The sequence below is a fragment of the Rheinheimera sp. genome (assembly GCF_036782235.1).
Classification (GTDB): Bacteria; Pseudomonadota; Gammaproteobacteria; order Enterobacterales; family Alteromonadaceae; genus Pararheinheimera.
This window is the reverse complement of record NZ_DAIPZL010000002.1, coordinates 282,735-300,504: the sequence shown is the minus strand read 5'-3', so window position 1 is coordinate 300,504 and position 17,770 is coordinate 282,735. Positions and strand designations below refer to the sequence as shown.

The window sequence follows — 17,770 nt, the reverse complement described above, 5'->3', positions numbered from 1 at the left end:
ACTCCTTAGTGTTTCTCTTGTTGCTCAGGACGGTACATCCGCAGCGCCCAAATCAACAAACCGATGATAAAAAACGCACTTGGTGGCATTAACAACAGACCCATTGGCTGATACCAGCCGCCAGCACTGATCAGAGGCAAAATTTCAACACCAAACAAGGTGCCTGAACCGAACAGTTCACGGAAAAAAGCCACAATCAACAGCAACACACTGTAACCAAGACCGTTGCCGATACCATCAATAAAGCTAATCATTGGCTTGCTTTTCATTGCAAAAGCTTCAGCACGCCCCATGACAATACAGTTTGTGATAATCAGACCCACAAATACCGACAGTTCTTTTGCCACGTTATAGGCATAAGCCTTCAGGATTTGGTCAACCACGATAACCAGTGAAGCGATAATGGTCATTTGCACAATGATCCGTACGCTTGAAGGAATATGGTTGCGAATCAAAGAGATAAAGAAGTTAGAGAAGGCTGTTACAAATGTCAGCGCTATGCACATTACCAAAGCTTTATCCATTTTGGTGGTCACAGCCAATGCAGAACAAATACCCAGCACCTGTAAGGCGATAGGGTTGTTGGCAAATACCGGACCAAAGAGCGCGGTTTTAATTTCTTTAGCACTAGCCATTGTTTAATGCTCCTTGACGAACCTTAGCCAGGAATGGGGCAAAGCCTTTTGCACCAGTCCAGAATTCAAACGTATTGGCAACACCATTGCTGGTTAATGTGGCACCTGATAAACCATCAACATCAGTCACTGAATCCGGTGCTGCGTTACCTGGTTTGAGTACCTTGATGGCTGGATTGCCGGCATCATCGGTAATTTTCTTACCAACAAACTGTGCAACCCATTTTGGATTCTGAACTTCGCCACCTAAACCCGGGGTTTCAGCATGTTCGTAGAAGTTCACACCTTTGATGGTGGTGCCATCTACATCCAATGCTAAAAACGCATGCATGGTTGACCAGAGCCCATAACCATGCACCGGCAGTACGATCGCAGATAACTTGCCAGATTCAATACCGTCGTTATAGGCAAAATACACAGGTGCTACTTTTGCACGGCGTTTAATTGAAGCTTTGTCATCCGCTGCCGCCAGTGCATCACTGAGTGCAGTGTCTTTCATTGCCTTACGGTAGTCATATTTAGTTGGGTCCTGGTCCACAAATTCGCCGGTATCCAGGTCCACTAAACGTTCTTTGACATGCTTGGCAAACAATGTTTTCACGTCATCGCCAGTCAGAAGACCAGTGGCAACCAGAATGTTCTTCTGCGCATCCACCAGTTTGTTTTCAACTTGCTTAGGGCGTAACTGAACAGCAGCTGTGGCAACAATAATCGCACAAACTAAACATAAGCCAATGACAACACCAAAGGTTTTGCCGATGCTTTCGTTATTATTAGACATTACGTGCCAGCCTCCGCTTGATGTTGCCTTGTGCAACCATAAAATCAAACAATGGTGCGAACAGGTTAGCGAACAGAATCGCCAGCATCATGCCTTCCGGATATGCAGGGTTCACCACACGAATCATCACAACCATAAAACCAATTAAAATGCCGTAAGCCCATTTACCTGAATCGGTAAAAGAGGCAGATACCGGATCTGTTGCCATAAAGAACATACCGATGGCAAAACCACCCAACACCACATGCCAGTACCAAGGCATAGCAAACATAGCATTGGTGTCTGAACCAATCAGGTTAAACATAGTGGCAAAGAACACTGTACCCACCATCACGCCGGCAACAATACGCCATGAGGCAATACGGAAATAAATCAGTGCCAGACCGCCAATCATCAGCGCCAGAGTAGAAGTTTCACCGATAGAACCAGGGATAAAACCGTAGAAAGCATCCCACCATTGCTGGTTGATAGACCAATCCGTCACTTCACCATTGGCAGCTTTTGACAACCAGGTTGCACCGGCATAACCGTCAGCCACAGTCCATACTTTGTCCCCTGAAATTTGTGCAGGGTATGCAAAAAACAGGAAAGCACGGCCCGCTAAAGCGGGGTTTAAGAAGTTACGGCCTGTGCCGCCAAACACTTCTTTGGCGATGACGATACCAAAGGTAATACCTAAAGCGGCTTGCCACAGTGGAATAGTTGCAGGCAGGATCAGTGCAAACAAAATAGAAGAAACGAAGAAACCTTCGTTAATTTCGTGCTTACGGATAGAAGCAAACAACACTTCCCAGAAACCACCAACCACAAAGACTGTTGCATAAATAGGCAGGAACCAGCAGGCACCGTACCACATTTTGCTGCCCCAGCCGGATTCAGCGGTTAACTCACCACCCAGCATATGGAACAACGCAACCTGCCAGGTGTCCGGCAGAGTGACAGTTGCAGACAACACGGAAGCTGCCTGGTGACCAATGTTAAACATGCCAAAGAACATGGCCGGGAATAACATTAACCAGACAAAAATCATGATCCGTTTCAGGTCGATGCTATCCCGCACATGAGTGGCAGACTTTGTCACCTTACCCGGTGTATACAGAATAGTGGCTACAGCTTCATACAAGGCATACCACTTTTCATACTTACCGCCCTTTTCAAAGTTCGGCTCAATACTTTCTAAATAATGCTTTAAACTCATCTTAGCCTTCCTTCTGGATGGTCGTCAGAGCATTACGCAGTGCCACACCGTAGTCATATTTACCAGGGCAGACAAAGGTACATAACGCTAAGTCTTCTTCATCCAGTTCCAAACAACCTAAGGAAATTGCACCATCGGTGTCGCCTACCAGCAAATCGCGCAACAACAAAGTTGGCAAAATATCCAGAGGCATCACGCGCTCATAGTTGCCGATCGGCACCATGGCACGGTCTGAACCGTTGGTCGTGGTTGTCATGTTGAACAGGCGCTTAGGCGACAAATGCGATAAGTAAGCACGTGTCACAGAAAACTTCTGTGCACCTGGTGCGATCCAGCCTAAAAACTCTTTTTCGTAACCTTCAGCCAGCACAGACAGCTGGTTGTGGAAACGGCCAAGGTAAGCGTGAACACCAGTCGCCACTTTACCTGCTAACACCGAACCTGAAATGATACGGTGTTGGCCTTCAGCTAGCTCACCGTTGGTCAAGTCAGCAGTCGCAGCACCAAGTACGGTTTTGATTAAACGTGGATTTTTCACAACAGGACCGGCCAGGGAAATCACACGGCTGGTATCGAGCTGACCTGTGGTAAACAATTTACCAATGGCAATCACGTCCTGATAGTTGATGTGCCAAACAATTTTGGTCATCGACACCGGCTCAAGGAAGTGAATATGAGTGCCTGGTAAACCGGCAGGATGCGGGCCGGCAAACTCTTCTACCTGAACCTTGGCTGGAGCACTGATTTGTGCACCGGCAGCCTTACATAAAAAGACTTTGGCATCAGAAAGTTGAGTTAACACAGTTAAACCATGCTGGAAAGCTTCTGCTGCAGTGTTAATCACAACTACAGGATCTGCCGCCAGTGGATTGGTATCCATTGCAGTGACAAAAATAGCACGAGGAGTGCTGTCAATTGCCGGGATCTGGCTGAACGGACGAGTGCGGAACGCAGTCCATAAACCTGAATCCAGTAATTGTTTTTTCACTGTTGCTGCATCTAAACCGGCAAGTTTATCTGCTGAAAACGCAGTAAACTCAACAGCTTCGTTGCTACCATCTGCTTCGATAACCACAGATTGCAGCACACGTTTAGCACCACGGTTGATGTGAGTAACGGTACCGGAAATGGCGGCAGTAAATTTAACGCCAGGATTTTTTTTGTCTTCAAAAAGACCCTGACCTTTTTTTACTTTATCGCCAACCTCAACCAGCATGGTTGGACGCATACCGACATACTCTTCACCCAGTACAGCGACCGATTTGACAGCAGGACCGTCATGAATCACTTGTTTAGGACTGCCCGAAAGGGGAATGTCCAATCCTTTTTTGATTTTAATCATACGTACTTGCACTACTTTAACGGGAAGAAACAGGGCCTGGTTTTTCAGCTGCTCGCCTGGCAGCGCACCTGGCGAAATTGGGCTGAGATTCAACCTGATTTCACCAGATACACGTACATAGCGGCGGATTTTAGCATTAAACCCACAGGCCAGCTATGATAAATAACAAAATTCTGTCGCACTTTGGACAGCTGCAGCCAAGTGTAGTCAAGTTTCGATCCTTTGCCTGATAAAGCCGGATGATCCAAGAGTTCACTGTATTTATCCTGATCTTGCTGTGAAGTCGCCAGTTGATGTTGTTATTCTTTTTACCCACTTGCGCAAACAAAAGCCGCCAAAGTGGCGGCCTTGTTATCTTAAGCTAAATTAGCCAAGGTCACCATTGGTGAAACATCCGCATCGTAATCGACGTGGCTGTAACCAAAGCCGAATAAGCGTAAGAATTCCTGATGATAACCTTTATAGTCAGTTAATTCATCAATGTTGTCAGTCTGTACCTGGCCCCACAACTCAGCCACTTTTGCCTGAATATGTGCAGATAATTCTTTGCCATCCATACGCAGACGACCAGCTTCATCGAGCTGACGCGCCGGGTTATACAGGCAGCTTTGGAACAAACCGTAAATTTGTTCAATACAACCTTCGTGTGTGCCTTCTTCTTTCATCACACGGTATAACAGGGAAATATACAGCGGCATAATAGGAATTGCAGAACTGGCCTGAGTCACCAGCGCTTTTAACGACGCTACATAAGCATGACCTTTTTGCGCTGCCAGCTTGTTGGTAATGGCAGCTGCGGCACGGTCCAAATCTTCTTTGGCACGGCCAATGGTGGCTTTGCCATAAATAGGCCAGGTTAACTCTTTACCAATATAGGTGTATGCAACAGTCTGGCAGTTTTCTGCCAGTACGCCAGCGGCATGCAGCTGATCCAGCCAACGTTCCCAATCTTCACCGCCCATCACTTTGACAGTGTTAAAAATTTCTTCGTCATTGGCAGGTTCAACTGAGACTTCTTCAATCTCACGTTTGCTGGTGTTCAGGTTTTTTGCGGTATACGCCTGACCAATAGGTTTTAACACCGAACTGTAAATTTCGCCGGTAACAGGGTCTTTGCGACGTGGAGCCGCCAAGCTGTAGACCACCAGATCAATTTTACCCATTTCGCTTTGGATAATATCGATAGCTTTGGATTTCATTTCATCGGTAAAAGCATCACCGTTTAAATGTTTATTCCATAAACCAGCGGCATTGGCTGCTTTTTCAAAAGCGGCCGTGTTGTACCAACCGGCAGAACCGGTTTTACCTTCAGAGGCTTCTTTTTCGAAAAAAATACCTAAGGTCTTGGCACCTGAGCCAAATGCAGCAGTGATCCTTGAAGCCAGGCCATAACCTGTTGACGCGCCAATCACTAAAACATTCTTCGGGCCGTTGGCCACAGCACCGTGTTTTTTAACGTAATCAATTTGTTCCTGCACATGCTCAGCACAGCCCACCGGGTGAGCATTGGTGCAAATAAATCCACGAATTTTTGGTTGAATAACCATAAGAGCAGAACCTGTAGTTGGTGAAAATTGCCGTTAGTGTAAAACTTTAACACGACAAACAGGTCTGATCAGCATTGAACTGCAGCGAAAAAGCAGTAACCCTGAATAGTTCTGGCAGTCCTGATGGCTAAAAAGCAGGACTATAGCGGTAAAAGAACAAATGCAGCAGCAATAACAAAAAAGCGCCGCAGCGCTTTTTATAGATTTGACTGATTTAGCTGGGGCGGGAGCCAAACGGCTACATTAATGCTTTAGCTTTGTGTCCAACCACAAAAGGTTAGACCCCCTCTCACAGCTCGGCCTTTTCGCGTTTGGAGCCACCAAAACATTTTGGCGAGGCCGGTGGTTTTTCCGCGTAATATTCGTACCATTCTGCAGGCGTGTAGGTGTGCAAGGCCAGGGCATGAATTTTTTCCGCCAGCTCTTCAGCCACCACGGCGTTGACCGCTCTGTGACGCGCCAATAAACGCATACCGTCAAAAGCCGGTGTCACTATCACAACTTTAAAATGGGACTCAGCCCCCGGCGCCACACTGTGCATATGGCTTTCATCAATCACATCCAAAAAGACCGGATCGAAGGCGCTTAACAATTTCTGCTCTATTGAGGTATGAATTAACATTGCTGTCGTTCCTTCAGGTTGTCTGCTTAATCTGTACTCTAGTTGGCGCGCTGTCGCTTGTCAGCAGCTGTTTGCACGCAAAAAAAGATATTTATTTTCACTTGCCAAAGCGCGTTAAGGCCGTCTATGGCGCCGATTTGATATAACGAAAAGTTAAGTTGAGCCGGACTGAATCTGCCTGTTTTTGTTTAGGTACCCTGTGTTGCCAGAACTGCTGACAAGGGGCTGCCATCAACAATAAATCACCATCTTCAAGCAGCAGACTGAGCTGATGACCCTCGGTTTTATGTTTTAAATCAAAGCGTCTGCCCTGCCCCAGACTTAAGGACGCAATATCAGGTGCATCACCAAGCTCAGGTTCATCGTCACTGTGCCAGCCCATATGTTCTTCGCCCTGACGGTACAAATTTAATAACACCGCATTAAATTGCCGGTTCAGTTGCCGGTTCACCCACTGTGTGAGTTGCCACACCAACGGATGCCAGGGCTGCGGCTGAAAAGTCACGCCAGAATAACGGTAACAACAATGGGGCTCACCCATCCAAACCTGTAACCTTGGGATCAACACTGCTTTGCCAAATAACCACAACTGCGGCTGTTGCCAGTCTAATTCCTGTTGCAGCCGGCTCAGGTAATGCTGCGACTTCTGCGCGGGCAGCCATTGTTTCCATAACCACAATTCGGCTTCTGGCAGCAGAAACCGCTGGGCTTGGCGCTTCACTGCTGCTTGGTTGTCGCTCTGGAGCAAGTCTGGCAAAATAGCCCCCTTTTTGCTGACTGTTGTGATGTTATGACCAATCTATGCCAAATCGCTGGCCTGAACCTGTTGCTGGACCGTTATCCACCCGGGCAGAAAAACCGTAGTTTACAGGCATGGGACGCAGCTGACGAGTTGTTACTGAACACTGTGTTACCGCTGCTCGACTCACCACAACAGCTGTTACTGCTCAACGACCAGTTTGGCACTTTGGCCTGTGCTTTAGCACAATACGCACCGGTGCAAAGTTCGGATTCTTATATTTCACAACTGGCCACAGCCCACAACTTTGCACAAAACCAGCTGGATCTGACACAAATCTCGCAGATCAGCAGCCTGGAGCCATTGCCAAAAGCCAGTGTGGTTTTGCTAAAAATCCCTAATAATCACAGTTTTCTGCGTTATCAGCTCAGACAACTCAAACAACAGCTCACAGCAGATACTCAAATTTTTGCCAGTGCCAAAGCCAAAGACATCACACCAAATCTGCTGGCCATTTTTCAGCAGGAACTGGGGCCAACCACAGCGTCGCTGACGGTCAAAAAATGCCGGCTCATTACCAGCCAGATAGACAGCATGCTACCCTCCCCTGCCGCACCACAGTTTCCGCTGTTATGGCAAGCCGATGGTTTTCAACTGGTCAACCATGCCAATGTGTTCTCACGCGAACAGCTGGATATAGGTGCACGCTTTTTACTGCAGCACTTGCCGCTTTGTGCTGCAGGCCAGCATGCAATTGATCTTGGTTGTGGTAACGGTGTGCTTGGCCTTGCCCTGCTGCAGCAGCAACCAGAGTTGAATCTGACCTTCACCGACGAATCTTATATGGCGGTGGACTCTGCCCGGTTGACCCTTGCTTCGAACAGGCCGGATTTACTTGGCCAGGCTGACTTTGTGGTGGATGACTGTTTAAGCCGCCAGGCTGATAACTCAGCCGATATGATTATCTGCAACCCGCCTTTTCATCAGCAAAATGCGGTGACCGACCATATTGCCTGGCAAATGTTTACCGACGCACGGCGTGTACTGAAAAAAGACGGCAGACTGCGTATTGTCGCCAACCGCCATCTGGCCTACAGCGAAAAACTCGCCCGTTTGTTTGGCGGTTGTATTCATGTAGCCAGTAATGCAAAATTTACCATTCTTGAAGCCATTAAAAGGAAATGAACATGCGTTTTTTAGTTTTAGCGTCAATGCTGGCCCTGACAGCCTGTAGCAATCCGGTTCCGTCCTTTATCGTGGCGCCACAGGTGTTCTGGAATCAGAGCAACCAGCTTAATGGCGTTGCTTTTAGCCTGAATGTTCAGGACAACAGACCAAGCAACGGCACGCTGATCATGCGCGACGGTGATAAAGTAAATTCATATCCAACCAGCAATAATCTGCCACAGCAGCTGCAGGACGTACTGACAGATGCACTGAGCAAACAAGGTGCACGGGTGTCAGGTGCAGAACCTGTGGTGGTGACAATTCAGATCAACCAGCTTGAAGCCAATGCCGAACTGCGGACTGTAGAGCACATTGTGAAAAACAATGTGGAACTGACAGTGCTGATTGAGCGTGAATCTGGTTCTTTTAATAAAAGCTACAGTGGCAAAAGCAGCTTTTCCGGTCCTTTTAAATTAGACACTGCAGTGGCAGAGCGTGAACTTCGGGTATTAACTGAACAGGTACTTGGCAATTTGCTGCGTGACCCGAGCTGGCAGGAATTTCTGAGGAACTAACCATGTGGAAATCGCTGCTTGCTGTGTTATTGGTTGTCAGTAGTGCCGCTCAGGCGGCCGGTGAGTTTTTACAAAAAGACAATCTGTTCCCGCGTGTCCGTTTTGAAACTTCGGCCGGTCATATTGTGGTGGAACTGGACCGCAGCAAAGCGCCGCTGACGGTCAATAACTTTTTAAGTTATGTTGAAAAAAAAGCCTACGACGGCACTTTGTTTCACCGCCTTGAGCCTGAGTTTGTACTGCAGGGCGGCGGTTATGACAGGGATTTAAAACCGATCAAAAACTTAAAACCGATCTTTAATGAGTCCGGCAATGGTCTGAAAAACCGTCTGTACACTATTTCTATGGCAAGACAAACCGATCCACACAGTGGCACCAGTCAGTTTTTCTTTAATTTAAATGACAATCCAAGTTTGGATCCGGGGAAAAACTGGGGTTATGCCGTCTTTGGTTCTGTGGTTGAAGGCACAGAAGTCTTTGATAAGATTAAGGCCCTGGAAACTGGCTACAACGAAACCTTAGGCTGGGAAAATGTGCCGAAAAAACCACTGGTATTAAACAGGGTAATTTTACTGCCAGCCCAATAAAGCCCGCTATACTTGCCGTAACGGTGCCCTTATTTAGCAAATGCTAATAGGGCGCCGGATCATTGAGTCTGCTGTCAGAGACTTGTCGTTAACAGTGAAGTTAACCTCAGCGACTTGTGTCGCCGGTATCAGGGCAAACATCATGTTACAGTCCTTTATTGACAATAAATCACAACAATTGATTTATTTTGTCTCACGGTTTTTTCGCGGCCAGTTGCCACACCGGGAATTACATTTATTTGTCTGGGATACCCTGGAAGAATGGGCGCAGCTGAAAATCAGTCAGAATATTCCGGCGACTTTCCGTGAACAGGTGTTCTGGCATGTGTTGTATCAACTAGAGTTCTGGTCAGAACAGGAACTGCGCCATGATCGCATTTTACGTCGTCAGCTGCAAAATTGTCTGGGCTACTTAAGGGGTAAAACCAGGCTGCCGCAATATTGTGTTGGGATCAGACCTTAATCCGGCTCAGTGCCCTCTTCAGCGCTAGCTGACGCCTGCCAGCGCCGCTATCTCTGACTACTTTTTCTAACTGCTCGTGCCTTTTACCACTTTCTTCTAACCAGTCTCTTTGCTAAGGTGCTGCCTGCATTACATCTGAGATGCCTGGCATCACACCGGAGAAAACCCTGCATGTCTGACGCTGTTACCTCAACCGGTTTTCGGGTTGCTTTGCAACAATACCGCGACATCCGGTTATTTTATATTTTCCTGCTCGGTTGTTCGTCCGGTTTCCCCTGGGTACTGATTGGTTCCGCCATGAGTGGTTGGCTTAAAGATGCCAATTTATCCCGTGCTGCTATTGGTTATTTTGGTTCTGTCACTGCGGTTTTTGCGCTTAACTTTTTATGGGCTCCACTGGTTGACCGGCTGCATCTCCCCTACTTTCACCGGACTCTTGGGCAACGCCGTAGCTGGGTTGTCAGCATGCAGCTACTGATTATGCTGGCCACTTTTGCCATCGCTTTTACCAATCCGGGTTTTAGTTTGTTATGGACGTCCTTACTGGCGTTATTGATTGCGATTGCAGCTGCCACTCAGGATGTAGCCATTGATGGTTATCGTATTGATATTATTGGCCAAAATGAAAGAAAACTGCCGGCAGCTGCCGCTATGGGCGTGATGGGCTGGTGGACTGGGTATTCTCTGCCTGGTTATTTTGCTTTTCATTATGCCGACAGCTGGGGTTGGCCTGCGGTTTATCTGGGTATGGCGCTAATGTGGTTAGTCTTGGCTGCTCTGACGCTGATGGTCAAAGAGCCAATCAGCAACAGGGACTTGCTGCAACAAAAAGCGGCTCTGCGTTACCAGCACTCATTACAACACCCTGCACTACTGTGGTTAACAGTGACAGTAGTGGAGCCTTTTGCCGAGTTTTTCCGCCGTAACGGTATGACACTGGCGCTGCTACTGATCAGCTTTGTGTTTGTGTTTAAACTTGGCGAAGCCTTTTTAGGCCGTATGTCGATCCAGTTTTACCGCGAAGTAGGTTTTAGCAATGAACAAATTGCCGAATATTCCAAGTTGATTGGCTGGGGTGCCACCTTGATATTTACGCTGCTGGGCAGTTTATTAAATGTGCGTTTTGGGGTGATCAAGGGTTTGGTGTTGGGCGGTCTGACCATGGCAGCCAGCAACCTGATGTTTGCCTGGATAGCCGAAGTGGGGCCGGACGAAAATCTGCTGCTGTGGACCATTTTACTGGATAACTTTACCACCGCTTTTTCCATTGTGGCTTTTGTCGCCTTCCTGACCAGTTTTACCGGTGTGGCTTTTTCAGCCAGCCAATATGCGCTGCTGGCGTCCATTGGTAATTTTGGCCGCACCACTGTCGCGTCCCTCGGCGGTAGCATGGTGGATATGTTAGATGGCAACTGGAGTTTGTTTTTTATTATTACGTCGCTGATGGTGATACCGGGGTTATTGTTGTTGTTTGCCATAGTGCGGCAACTGAAAAAACGCCGGGCTCTTCCTGAATAAAATGCCAAAGCCGCTGCTAAGCAAGCTCTAATGCTGTGCTTCAGACACAAAAAAGCCGCAAATTTTGCGGCTTTTTTGTGTCTGCTGCTGAGTCTTATGCCTGACTCAACACCTGTTTTAATCCGTCCGCTGGGTCTACTTCCAATGCCTGACAATACCGGACAAACTCCACCACATCCAGGCGACGCTCCTGGTTTTCAACTTTTCCAATAAATGAATGTGGGGTACCCAATACTTCAGACAGACTACGCATGGTGTGGCCTTTATCCTGCCTTTGCCGCTTTAACCATAAACACAGTCTTTTGTTCTCGTCAGAAATGACGCTTTTAGTACCTTTCATAACGTTTTCTTCTCCCAGCGTTAATCGCTTTTTTTATGTCAAACACTTCCTGCCAAATCAAAATCCAAACCTTATTGGTGTCCCAATAAGCAATAAATATCAGTTAATTAAACCATAGGATGCGACGAGCGTACAGTTACAGACGTTAAAATTTGTAGCTGTCGACAACCTCGAGGTTTATCTAACTGATATAAAACAAGAAATATGCAAGCTTTACGCAGCGTGTTGCAAAATGCTATACAAACAGCAAATAAGCAAAAGACAAATAACACACAACTGTGAAATTGGTGTTATAAAATCGGCGCCATATTAGCGCAGAAAAAATTATTGAACCATCGGTACAAAAAAATAAATGCGGAAAAAACAGACAGAACAGACCAGTTCTGAGCTTGGTCAGAACTGGTCAAACAGCGGATCAAACTGAGAAGCTGGAACCACAACCACAAGTGGTGGTTGCATTAGGGTTTTGCACGATAAAACGGCTGCCTTGTAAACCTTCGGTATAATCGACAGTGCCACCCATCAGATATTGCAGGCTCATAGGGTCAACCACCATCACTACACCGTTTTTCTCAACGGTTAAGTCACCGTCATTCACCTTTTCGTCAAAGGTAAAACCGTATTGAAAACCCGAACAACCGCCGCCAGTCACATAAACACGCAGTTTTAACTCCGGATTTTCTTCATCCGTAATGAGCGTAAGCACTTTATTGGCGGCCGCATCCGTAAACTGAATCGGAACCTGAACTTCAGACATTGCTTAACCTCAGCTGGAAAATGGGCGCAAATTATCTAATACCTGACTAATTTATTCAAGTATTTCACCGGGCAGCGCTTCGTGCCATAACAAGGTTTTGCTGACCTTGGCCGCCTTCAGGCCACGACTGGCCGGCACGCTGACCGTGACTTCAACCTGTTCGGCACTAAATGCGGCTGGCAATACAAACTCCCCTTCAAAAATCTGAAAATGTTTAAAGCTAAAACGCCGGTCAGCCTTGGCAAAACCAGCCAGTTTTAATAAGTCGACACTGGTTTTTTTACCTTGTTTGCTGCCATGCAAAGTCAGACTGATCTGTCCTTTGGCAAAGTTTTTCTGTTTATCCTGCTCTATCAGTACCAGATTAAACTTATAACTCCCAACAGCACCACCTTTGGTCAAACTGAAACTTTCAATAATTAAGCTGTTGGCCTGTAAATCAGGCGAAATAATTTTCTGATAAAACGCTAACTCTTTGCGGGTATCAAACAACTTTTGTTGTTCAGCTTTTAAGTCCTGTTGCTGTAACTGAATAGTGTTGCGCTCCACTGCCAGCTCGGCGGTCAGATAATCCGTTTGTTTCAGCTGTTGTGCCAGTGCCTGCTCTTTTTGTTGCAACTGCTGCTGCAACAACAAAAGCTGTTCGCTTTGCTGACGCTGCTGCTGCACCAGGCTCAGATTGCCCAGTTGCCAGCCGGCCAGCGCCGCAACAACAGCAGTGGCTGTTACTAGCGACAGCGTCTGGCGGTGCCGTACCAGCCATAAGGTGAATCGTTGAAGTTTCATCGAAGCACTCAAAGTGTTATGTTTGTCATTTAATGTTGTTATTGCCGGTACTTTAACATGAAATCCTGGCGTTTATGGCTCCCACCGCTTAGGCGGCGGCTAGCCTTGCCCGTCACCTCACTCCAGTTATGTCTGCTTGGCCTGGCCGGCGGTCTGATCGCTGCTGCACTGATCATTTTGTTCCGGTTGGCTATTATGGGCATTCAGGCGTTTTACCTTGAGCACAGCGACGACTTTACCTCGTTACCGGCACTGGAAAGACTGATGTTGCCTTTTATTGCAGCAGTGCTTATCAGCCTGCTCGGTTTGCTGATAGGTTTACGCCATTACCGGCTTGGCATCCCTTTTGTCATCCACCGCATTAAAGTGAAATACGGCATGATGCCACTGAAAAACACGTTGCATCAGTTTGTCGGCGGTATCACGGCACTGTCTGCCGGTTTTTCGGTTGGGCGTGAAGGCCCATCGGTGCATTTGGGCGCTTTTGGTGCCAGTACCCTGGGCTCTTATCTGCGTTTGCCTTATAACAGCATCCGTATTCTGGCCGGTTGTGGTATAGCCGCCGGCATTTCCGCATCTTTTAACACGCCATTGGCTGCTGTTATTTTTGTGATGGAAGTGGTGCTGCGTGAATATCGTATTCATGTGTTTGTGCCCATTATGCTGGCCTCGATGGCAGGCGCCCTGGCCACCCGAGCTGTGTTTGGCGAAGGCAATGATCTCGCTTCTATCACCATGATTTCATTAAGTAACTGGCATCTGCCTTATCTGGCACTCTGTGGTATAGCTATGGGCGTGGTCGCCACTTTTTTTAATAAAAGTCTGATGAAAACCATGACCATTTTTAAAAGCTGGCATCTGGCGTTGCGTCTGGGTCTGGCGGCTTTTGTAACCGCTGGTATTGGTTATCTGGTGCCGCAAGCTTTGGGCGCTGAAACCGGTGCTATTCATTATGCGGTGACAGCGCCTGCTGAGCTGACGCTGCTATTTGCCATTTTCCTCGCCAAAATTATTCTGACCGTTGCCGCCCTGGGACTTGGTGTCCCAGGTGGTATTGTTGGCCCGGTGTTTGGTATTGGTATTGTGATGGGCACCTTATTGGCATTTTTGCCAGGCCTGCTGATGGGCGATCATTCGGTCGCTGGCACTTATGCCGTGCTTGGCATGGCGGGTATGATGGCGGCCACGTTGCACGCGCCGCTGGCAGCTTTAATGGCTGTGACCGAGCTTGCCGCTAACCCTGAACTTGCGGTGCCCGCTATGCTGGTGATCACCGCCTCTTATGTCACTGCAGTGCAGTTTTTCCAGACTAAATCCATATTCCTGCAGCAACTGGATTTTATGCAGCTGCCCTATAAATTAGCGCCGGCTGACGATGTGTTGCAAAAAGTCGGGGTGCTTGCCATGTTGCAGCAGGATTATCAGGTACTGGAAAATCCAACAGATGCGCAGGTCATTCAGGCACTGGATTGTATGCCGGTGCAACAACCGCTGCTGATCAAACGCAGTTATGCCGTGGATCAACATTATGAGCTGGCCAGTTATGATGTCTCTATGTCGATGACAGGCGAAAGCTCACTGAAGTTTTTACCTGTGGCGGCGCTCAGTCATCAGGCCACTATGGCGGAAGTGTTTGCTGAACTGGGGGATCAGCGTGAAGGTGCAGTGCTGATTTATGATGATGAAGACGCCCATCAGCCCCTTGGTTTAGTGCTGTGGGAACAGGTCCGTAGCTTATTGATGCGGCAAAACAACTTACTGTAACAGGATCAACAATGTCGTTATTAATGCTGTACAAAGGTTTGCATATAGGTTTTATGGTGGCCTGGTTTGCCGGTATTTTTTATCTGCCCCGTTTGTTTGTCTACCACGCCGGCAATCAATCGGTTGATGTTGATGCCATTTTTAAAGTGATGGAAAGGCGGCTGTTGTATTTTGTCACCCCTTTTGCGGTACTGACGCTGCTGTTTGGATTGCTGTTGATTCACAGCTATGGCGGCGCCTGGTTTAAAGCAAGCAGCTGGTTGCATTACAAACTGGTGCTGGTCATGTTTTTGTACGCTTATCATGGTTATTGTTTTAAGTTGCTATCCGACTTTAAACACAACCGTAATCAAAAAAGCCCGCGTTTTTACCGCATTTTTAATGAATTACCGGTGCTGGTGATGTTTGCCATTATTTTATTGGCAGTGATGAAACCTGTTTGATGGCCTTCGTGTTTAGCGCCTGACTTTGTTATACTGCGCGCCAGTTCAGCGGCCAGTGGCCGCTTTCTGTCACTCCAAGCAATAGGCACCCAAGATGAGCTTCAAAGGCGAACATATCCTTTCGGTGAAACAATTCGATCGCGACAGTATCCAACATATTTTCCAGATTGCACAAAGCATGGAACCTTATGCTTACCGTAAAAAGCGCACCACAGTGCTGGACGGCGCCATTCTGGGAAACCTGTTTTTTGAACCCAGCACCCGCACCCGGGTTAGCTTTGGTTGTGCCTTTAACCTCTTGGGCGGAGAAGTCCGCGAAACCACAGGCATGCAGTCGTCAGCGTTATCTAAAGGTGAATCTTTGTTTGACACCGCCCGGGTGATCAGCAGCTACAGCGACGTGATAGCGATGCGCCACCCGCAGGCAGGTTCTGTGGCTGAGTTTGCCGAAGGCAGCAGGGTGCCGGTGTTAAACGGTGGTGACGGTGCCAACGAACACCCAACTCAGGCCTTATTGGATTTATTTACCATAGAACGTGAGCTGGCCGCTTCAGCGCAAAAAATTGATGGTATGCACATTGCCATGATTGGTGATTTAAAATTCGGCCGCACCGTACATTCTTTATCCAAACTGCTGGCTTTATATAAAAACATCAAATTTACCCTGATTGCACCAAACGAGCTGGCGATGCCGGATGACATTATTGCCACTATTGAAAATGCCGGTCATCAGGTGACTATTACCGACCAGCTTGCCGGCAATATTAATGCCGATATTGTGTACCAGACCCGTATTCAGGAAGAACGTTTCCCATCACAGGAAGAAGCCAATAAATACCGTGGTAAGTTCAGGTTAAATCAGCAGATTTATACCCAGCACTGCAAATCCAATACGGTCATTATGCACCCGCTGCCGCGGGATTCGCGCCTTGAAGCAAATGAGCTGGATAACGATCTGAATTTAAACCCGAATCTGGCGATTTTCCGTCAGGCCGACAACGGTGTGCTGGTGCGGATGGCGCTATTTGCGTTAACTTTGGGTGTTGAGAACCTGGTCAGCAAATACGAAAGGGATGTGCCCTGGTACTCCAACAAAGGCTAAGCAGCGCATCAAATTGAACTGAATCAAATTGCAGGGCTAACCATTTTAACGCGCAGCAGCTGCTGCGCTTTTGCCTTCAGGAATTTTTCTAATGACGACTTTATCTGAACAACTTTTTAGCCGCGCCCAACAAACCATACCAGGTGGTGTCAATTCACCGGTCCGTGCTTTTAAACATGTGGGTGGTACCCCGGTCTTTATCGACCGTGCTGACGGTGCTTATATTTATGATGTGGATGGCAAACAATATATCGACTATATCGGCTCCTGGGGCCCGATGTTGCTGGGCCACAACCACCCTGCCATCCGTGAAGCTGTGATTCAGGCCGTTGAAAAAGGCTTAAGTTTTGGGGCACCTTGTCCAGCCGAAATCGAAATGGCGGAATTAGTGACATCCTTAGTACCTTCGATGGAAATGGTACGGATGGTGAGTTCAGGCACAGAAGCCACCATGAGCGCAATTCGCCTGGCGCGTGGTTATACCGGCCGCGACACTATTGTGAAGTTTGAAGGTTGTTACCACGGCCATGCCGACTCTTTACTGGTGAAAGCCGGCTCAGGCGCTTTAACTTTAGGGGTGCCCAATTCCCCTGGTGTGCCTGCTGATTTTGCCAAATATACCCTGACCTGCGAATTTAATAACCTGGAACAACTCAGTGCGTTATTTGCCGAAAAAGGCGCTGATATCGCCTGTGTTATTGTGGAACCAGTTGCCGGCAATATGAATTGTATCCCGCCAAAACCTGGTTATCTGCAGGGGTTGCGCGATTTATGTGACCAATATGGCGCTGTGCTGATTTTTGACGAAGTGATGACTGGCTTTCGTGTTGCCTTAGGTGGGGCTCAGGCTTATTACGGCGTGAAACCCGATTTAACGACACTGGGCAAAATTATCGGTGGTGGTATGCCGGTGGGGGCTTTTGGTGGCAAAAAAGAAATTATGCACCATATAGCACCGCTTGGTCCTGTGTATCAGGCCGGTACTTTGTCGGGCAACCCTATTGCTATGGCAGCAGGTTTAGCGGCCTTAAAAGAAATCAGCAAAGCCGGTGTTTATGAAACTTTAACCGCTAAAACTTCGCAATTACTCGCCGGTTTAACCGCAGCGGCCGCTAAACACCAGGTGCCGTTTTCAGTAAATCAGGTGGGTGGTATGTTTGGTTTGTTTTTCACCGAAAAACAAAATATCAGCAGCTACGCCGAAGCGACCCAATGTGACATTGAAGCTTTTAAGAAGTTTTTCCACCTGATGTTAGCTGAAGGGGTGTATCTGGCACCTTCTGCTTATGAAGCCGGCTTTTTAAGCCTGGCGCACAGCGACGCCGACTTAGCCGCGACTATTGCCGCAGCTGATCGCGCTTTTGCCAAGCTGTAAACCACGGCAAAACTGGCGCTTTGCAAAAA

The 17,770-nt window shown here is 47.7% G+C and carries 19 protein-coding genes; 9 read left to right on the top strand and 10 right to left on the bottom strand.

Annotated elements, in window-relative coordinates:
• Positions 1–5 precede the first annotated feature (5 nt).
• The 7 genes from V7P87_RS03570 to V7P87_RS03540 form a co-directional block, all read right to left on the bottom strand.
• Positions 6–635: an NADH:ubiquinone reductase (Na(+)-transporting) subunit D gene (locus V7P87_RS03570; RefSeq protein WP_333796201.1), complete on the bottom strand. Its 630-nt coding sequence runs from the start codon at positions 633–635 to the stop codon at positions 6–8.
• Complete coding sequence (locus V7P87_RS03565; RefSeq protein WP_333796200.1) at positions 628–1,416, bottom strand: Na(+)-translocating NADH-quinone reductase subunit C; 789 nt, start codon at positions 1,414–1,416, stop codon at positions 628–630. Before V7P87_RS03565 ends, V7P87_RS03570 begins: the two co-directional genes overlap by 8 nt.
• Positions 1,409–2,614 carry an NADH:ubiquinone reductase (Na(+)-transporting) subunit B gene (locus tag V7P87_RS03560; RefSeq protein ID WP_333796199.1) on the bottom strand — a complete coding sequence of 402 codons (1,206 nt, stop codon included), beginning with the start codon at positions 2,612–2,614 and terminating at the stop codon, positions 1,409–1,411. Before V7P87_RS03560 ends, V7P87_RS03565 begins: the two co-directional genes overlap by 8 nt.
• Before the next feature lies 1 nt (position 2,615).
• On the bottom strand, positions 2,616–3,956 hold the full coding sequence (locus V7P87_RS03555; protein ID WP_333796198.1) for a Na(+)-translocating NADH-quinone reductase subunit A: 1,341 nt from the start codon (positions 3,954–3,956) through the stop codon (positions 2,616–2,618).
• A 356-nt stretch (positions 3,957–4,312) separates the two neighbouring features.
• Complete coding sequence (gene fabV, locus V7P87_RS03550) at positions 4,313–5,503, bottom strand: enoyl-ACP reductase FabV (protein ID WP_333796197.1); 1,191 nt, start codon at positions 5,501–5,503, stop codon at positions 4,313–4,315.
• A 289-nt stretch (positions 5,504–5,792) separates the two neighbouring features.
• A complete protein-coding gene (locus V7P87_RS03545; RefSeq protein WP_260656024.1) occupies positions 5,793–6,125 on the bottom strand; it encodes a BolA family protein in 333 nt (110 codons plus the stop codon).
• Between the two features lie 124 nt (positions 6,126–6,249).
• Positions 6,250–6,804 (bottom strand): alpha-ketoglutarate-dependent dioxygenase AlkB family protein, encoded by a 555-nt coding sequence (locus V7P87_RS03540; protein WP_333796196.1) that lies wholly within the window; start codon positions 6,802–6,804, stop codon positions 6,250–6,252.
• Positions 6,805–6,915: 111 nt separating this feature from the next.
• Between V7P87_RS03540 and V7P87_RS03535 the strand changes: the two genes are divergently transcribed.
• The 5 genes from V7P87_RS03535 to V7P87_RS03515 all read left to right on the top strand — a co-directional run bounded on the left by V7P87_RS03535 (position 6,916) and on the right by V7P87_RS03515 (position 11,174).
• A complete protein-coding gene (locus V7P87_RS03535) occupies positions 6,916–8,049 on the top strand; it encodes a methyltransferase (RefSeq protein ID WP_333796195.1) in 1,134 nt (377 codons plus the stop codon).
• A 2-nt stretch (positions 8,050–8,051) separates the two neighbouring features.
• On the top strand, positions 8,052–8,606 hold the full coding sequence (locus V7P87_RS03530; RefSeq protein WP_333796194.1) for a YajG family lipoprotein: 555 nt from the start codon (positions 8,052–8,054) through the stop codon (positions 8,604–8,606).
• 2 nt (positions 8,607–8,608) lie between these two features.
• The gene (locus V7P87_RS03525) at positions 8,609–9,193 is read left to right on the top strand and encodes a peptidylprolyl isomerase (protein WP_333796193.1); all 585 of its coding nucleotides are present in this window, start codon (positions 8,609–8,611) and stop codon (positions 9,191–9,193) included.
• Between the two features lie 142 nt (positions 9,194–9,335).
• A complete protein-coding gene (locus V7P87_RS03520) occupies positions 9,336–9,656 on the top strand; it encodes a hypothetical protein (RefSeq protein WP_333796192.1) in 321 nt (106 codons plus the stop codon).
• A 171-nt stretch (positions 9,657–9,827) separates the two neighbouring features.
• Entirely contained in the window at positions 9,828–11,174 is a 1,347-nt protein-coding gene (locus V7P87_RS03515) for an AmpG family muropeptide MFS transporter (protein WP_333796191.1), read from the top strand.
• Between the two features lie 94 nt (positions 11,175–11,268).
• Here the strand turns inward: V7P87_RS03515 and V7P87_RS03510 are convergent, their stop codons facing one another.
• The 3 genes from V7P87_RS03510 to V7P87_RS03500 form a co-directional block, all read right to left on the bottom strand.
• On the bottom strand, positions 11,269–11,514 hold the full coding sequence (locus V7P87_RS03510) for a helix-turn-helix domain-containing protein (protein ID WP_260656017.1): 246 nt from the start codon (positions 11,512–11,514) through the stop codon (positions 11,269–11,271).
• 415 nt (positions 11,515–11,929) lie between these two features.
• Positions 11,930–12,271, bottom strand: a complete 342-nt coding sequence (gene erpA, locus V7P87_RS03505; RefSeq protein WP_333796190.1) for an iron-sulfur cluster insertion protein ErpA — start codon at positions 12,269–12,271, stop codon at positions 11,930–11,932.
• Between the two features lie 51 nt (positions 12,272–12,322).
• On the bottom strand, positions 12,323–13,057 hold the full coding sequence (locus V7P87_RS03500; protein ID WP_333796189.1) for a DUF6776 family protein: 735 nt from the start codon (positions 13,055–13,057) through the stop codon (positions 12,323–12,325).
• A gap of 57 nt (positions 13,058–13,114) precedes the next feature.
• On the opposite strand from V7P87_RS03500, the gene V7P87_RS03495 reads away from it, so the two are divergent.
• The 4 genes from V7P87_RS03495 (at position 13,115) to hemL (ending at position 17,741) form a co-directional block, all read left to right on the top strand.
• Complete coding sequence (locus tag V7P87_RS03495) at positions 13,115–14,821, top strand: chloride channel protein (protein WP_333796188.1); 1,707 nt, start codon at positions 13,115–13,117, stop codon at positions 14,819–14,821.
• Positions 14,822–14,832: 11 nt separating this feature from the next.
• Positions 14,833–15,264, top strand: a complete 432-nt coding sequence (locus V7P87_RS03490) for a CopD family protein (RefSeq protein WP_333796187.1) — start codon at positions 14,833–14,835, stop codon at positions 15,262–15,264.
• Between the two features lie 94 nt (positions 15,265–15,358).
• Complete coding sequence (locus tag V7P87_RS03485) at positions 15,359–16,366, top strand: aspartate carbamoyltransferase (protein ID WP_333796186.1); 1,008 nt, start codon at positions 15,359–15,361, stop codon at positions 16,364–16,366.
• 91 nt (positions 16,367–16,457) lie between these two features.
• Positions 16,458–17,741, top strand: coding sequence for a glutamate-1-semialdehyde 2,1-aminomutase (gene hemL / locus V7P87_RS03480; RefSeq protein WP_333796185.1), 1,284 nt, complete (start codon positions 16,458–16,460; stop codon positions 17,739–17,741).
• The last annotated feature ends 29 nt before the right edge of the window (positions 17,742–17,770 follow it).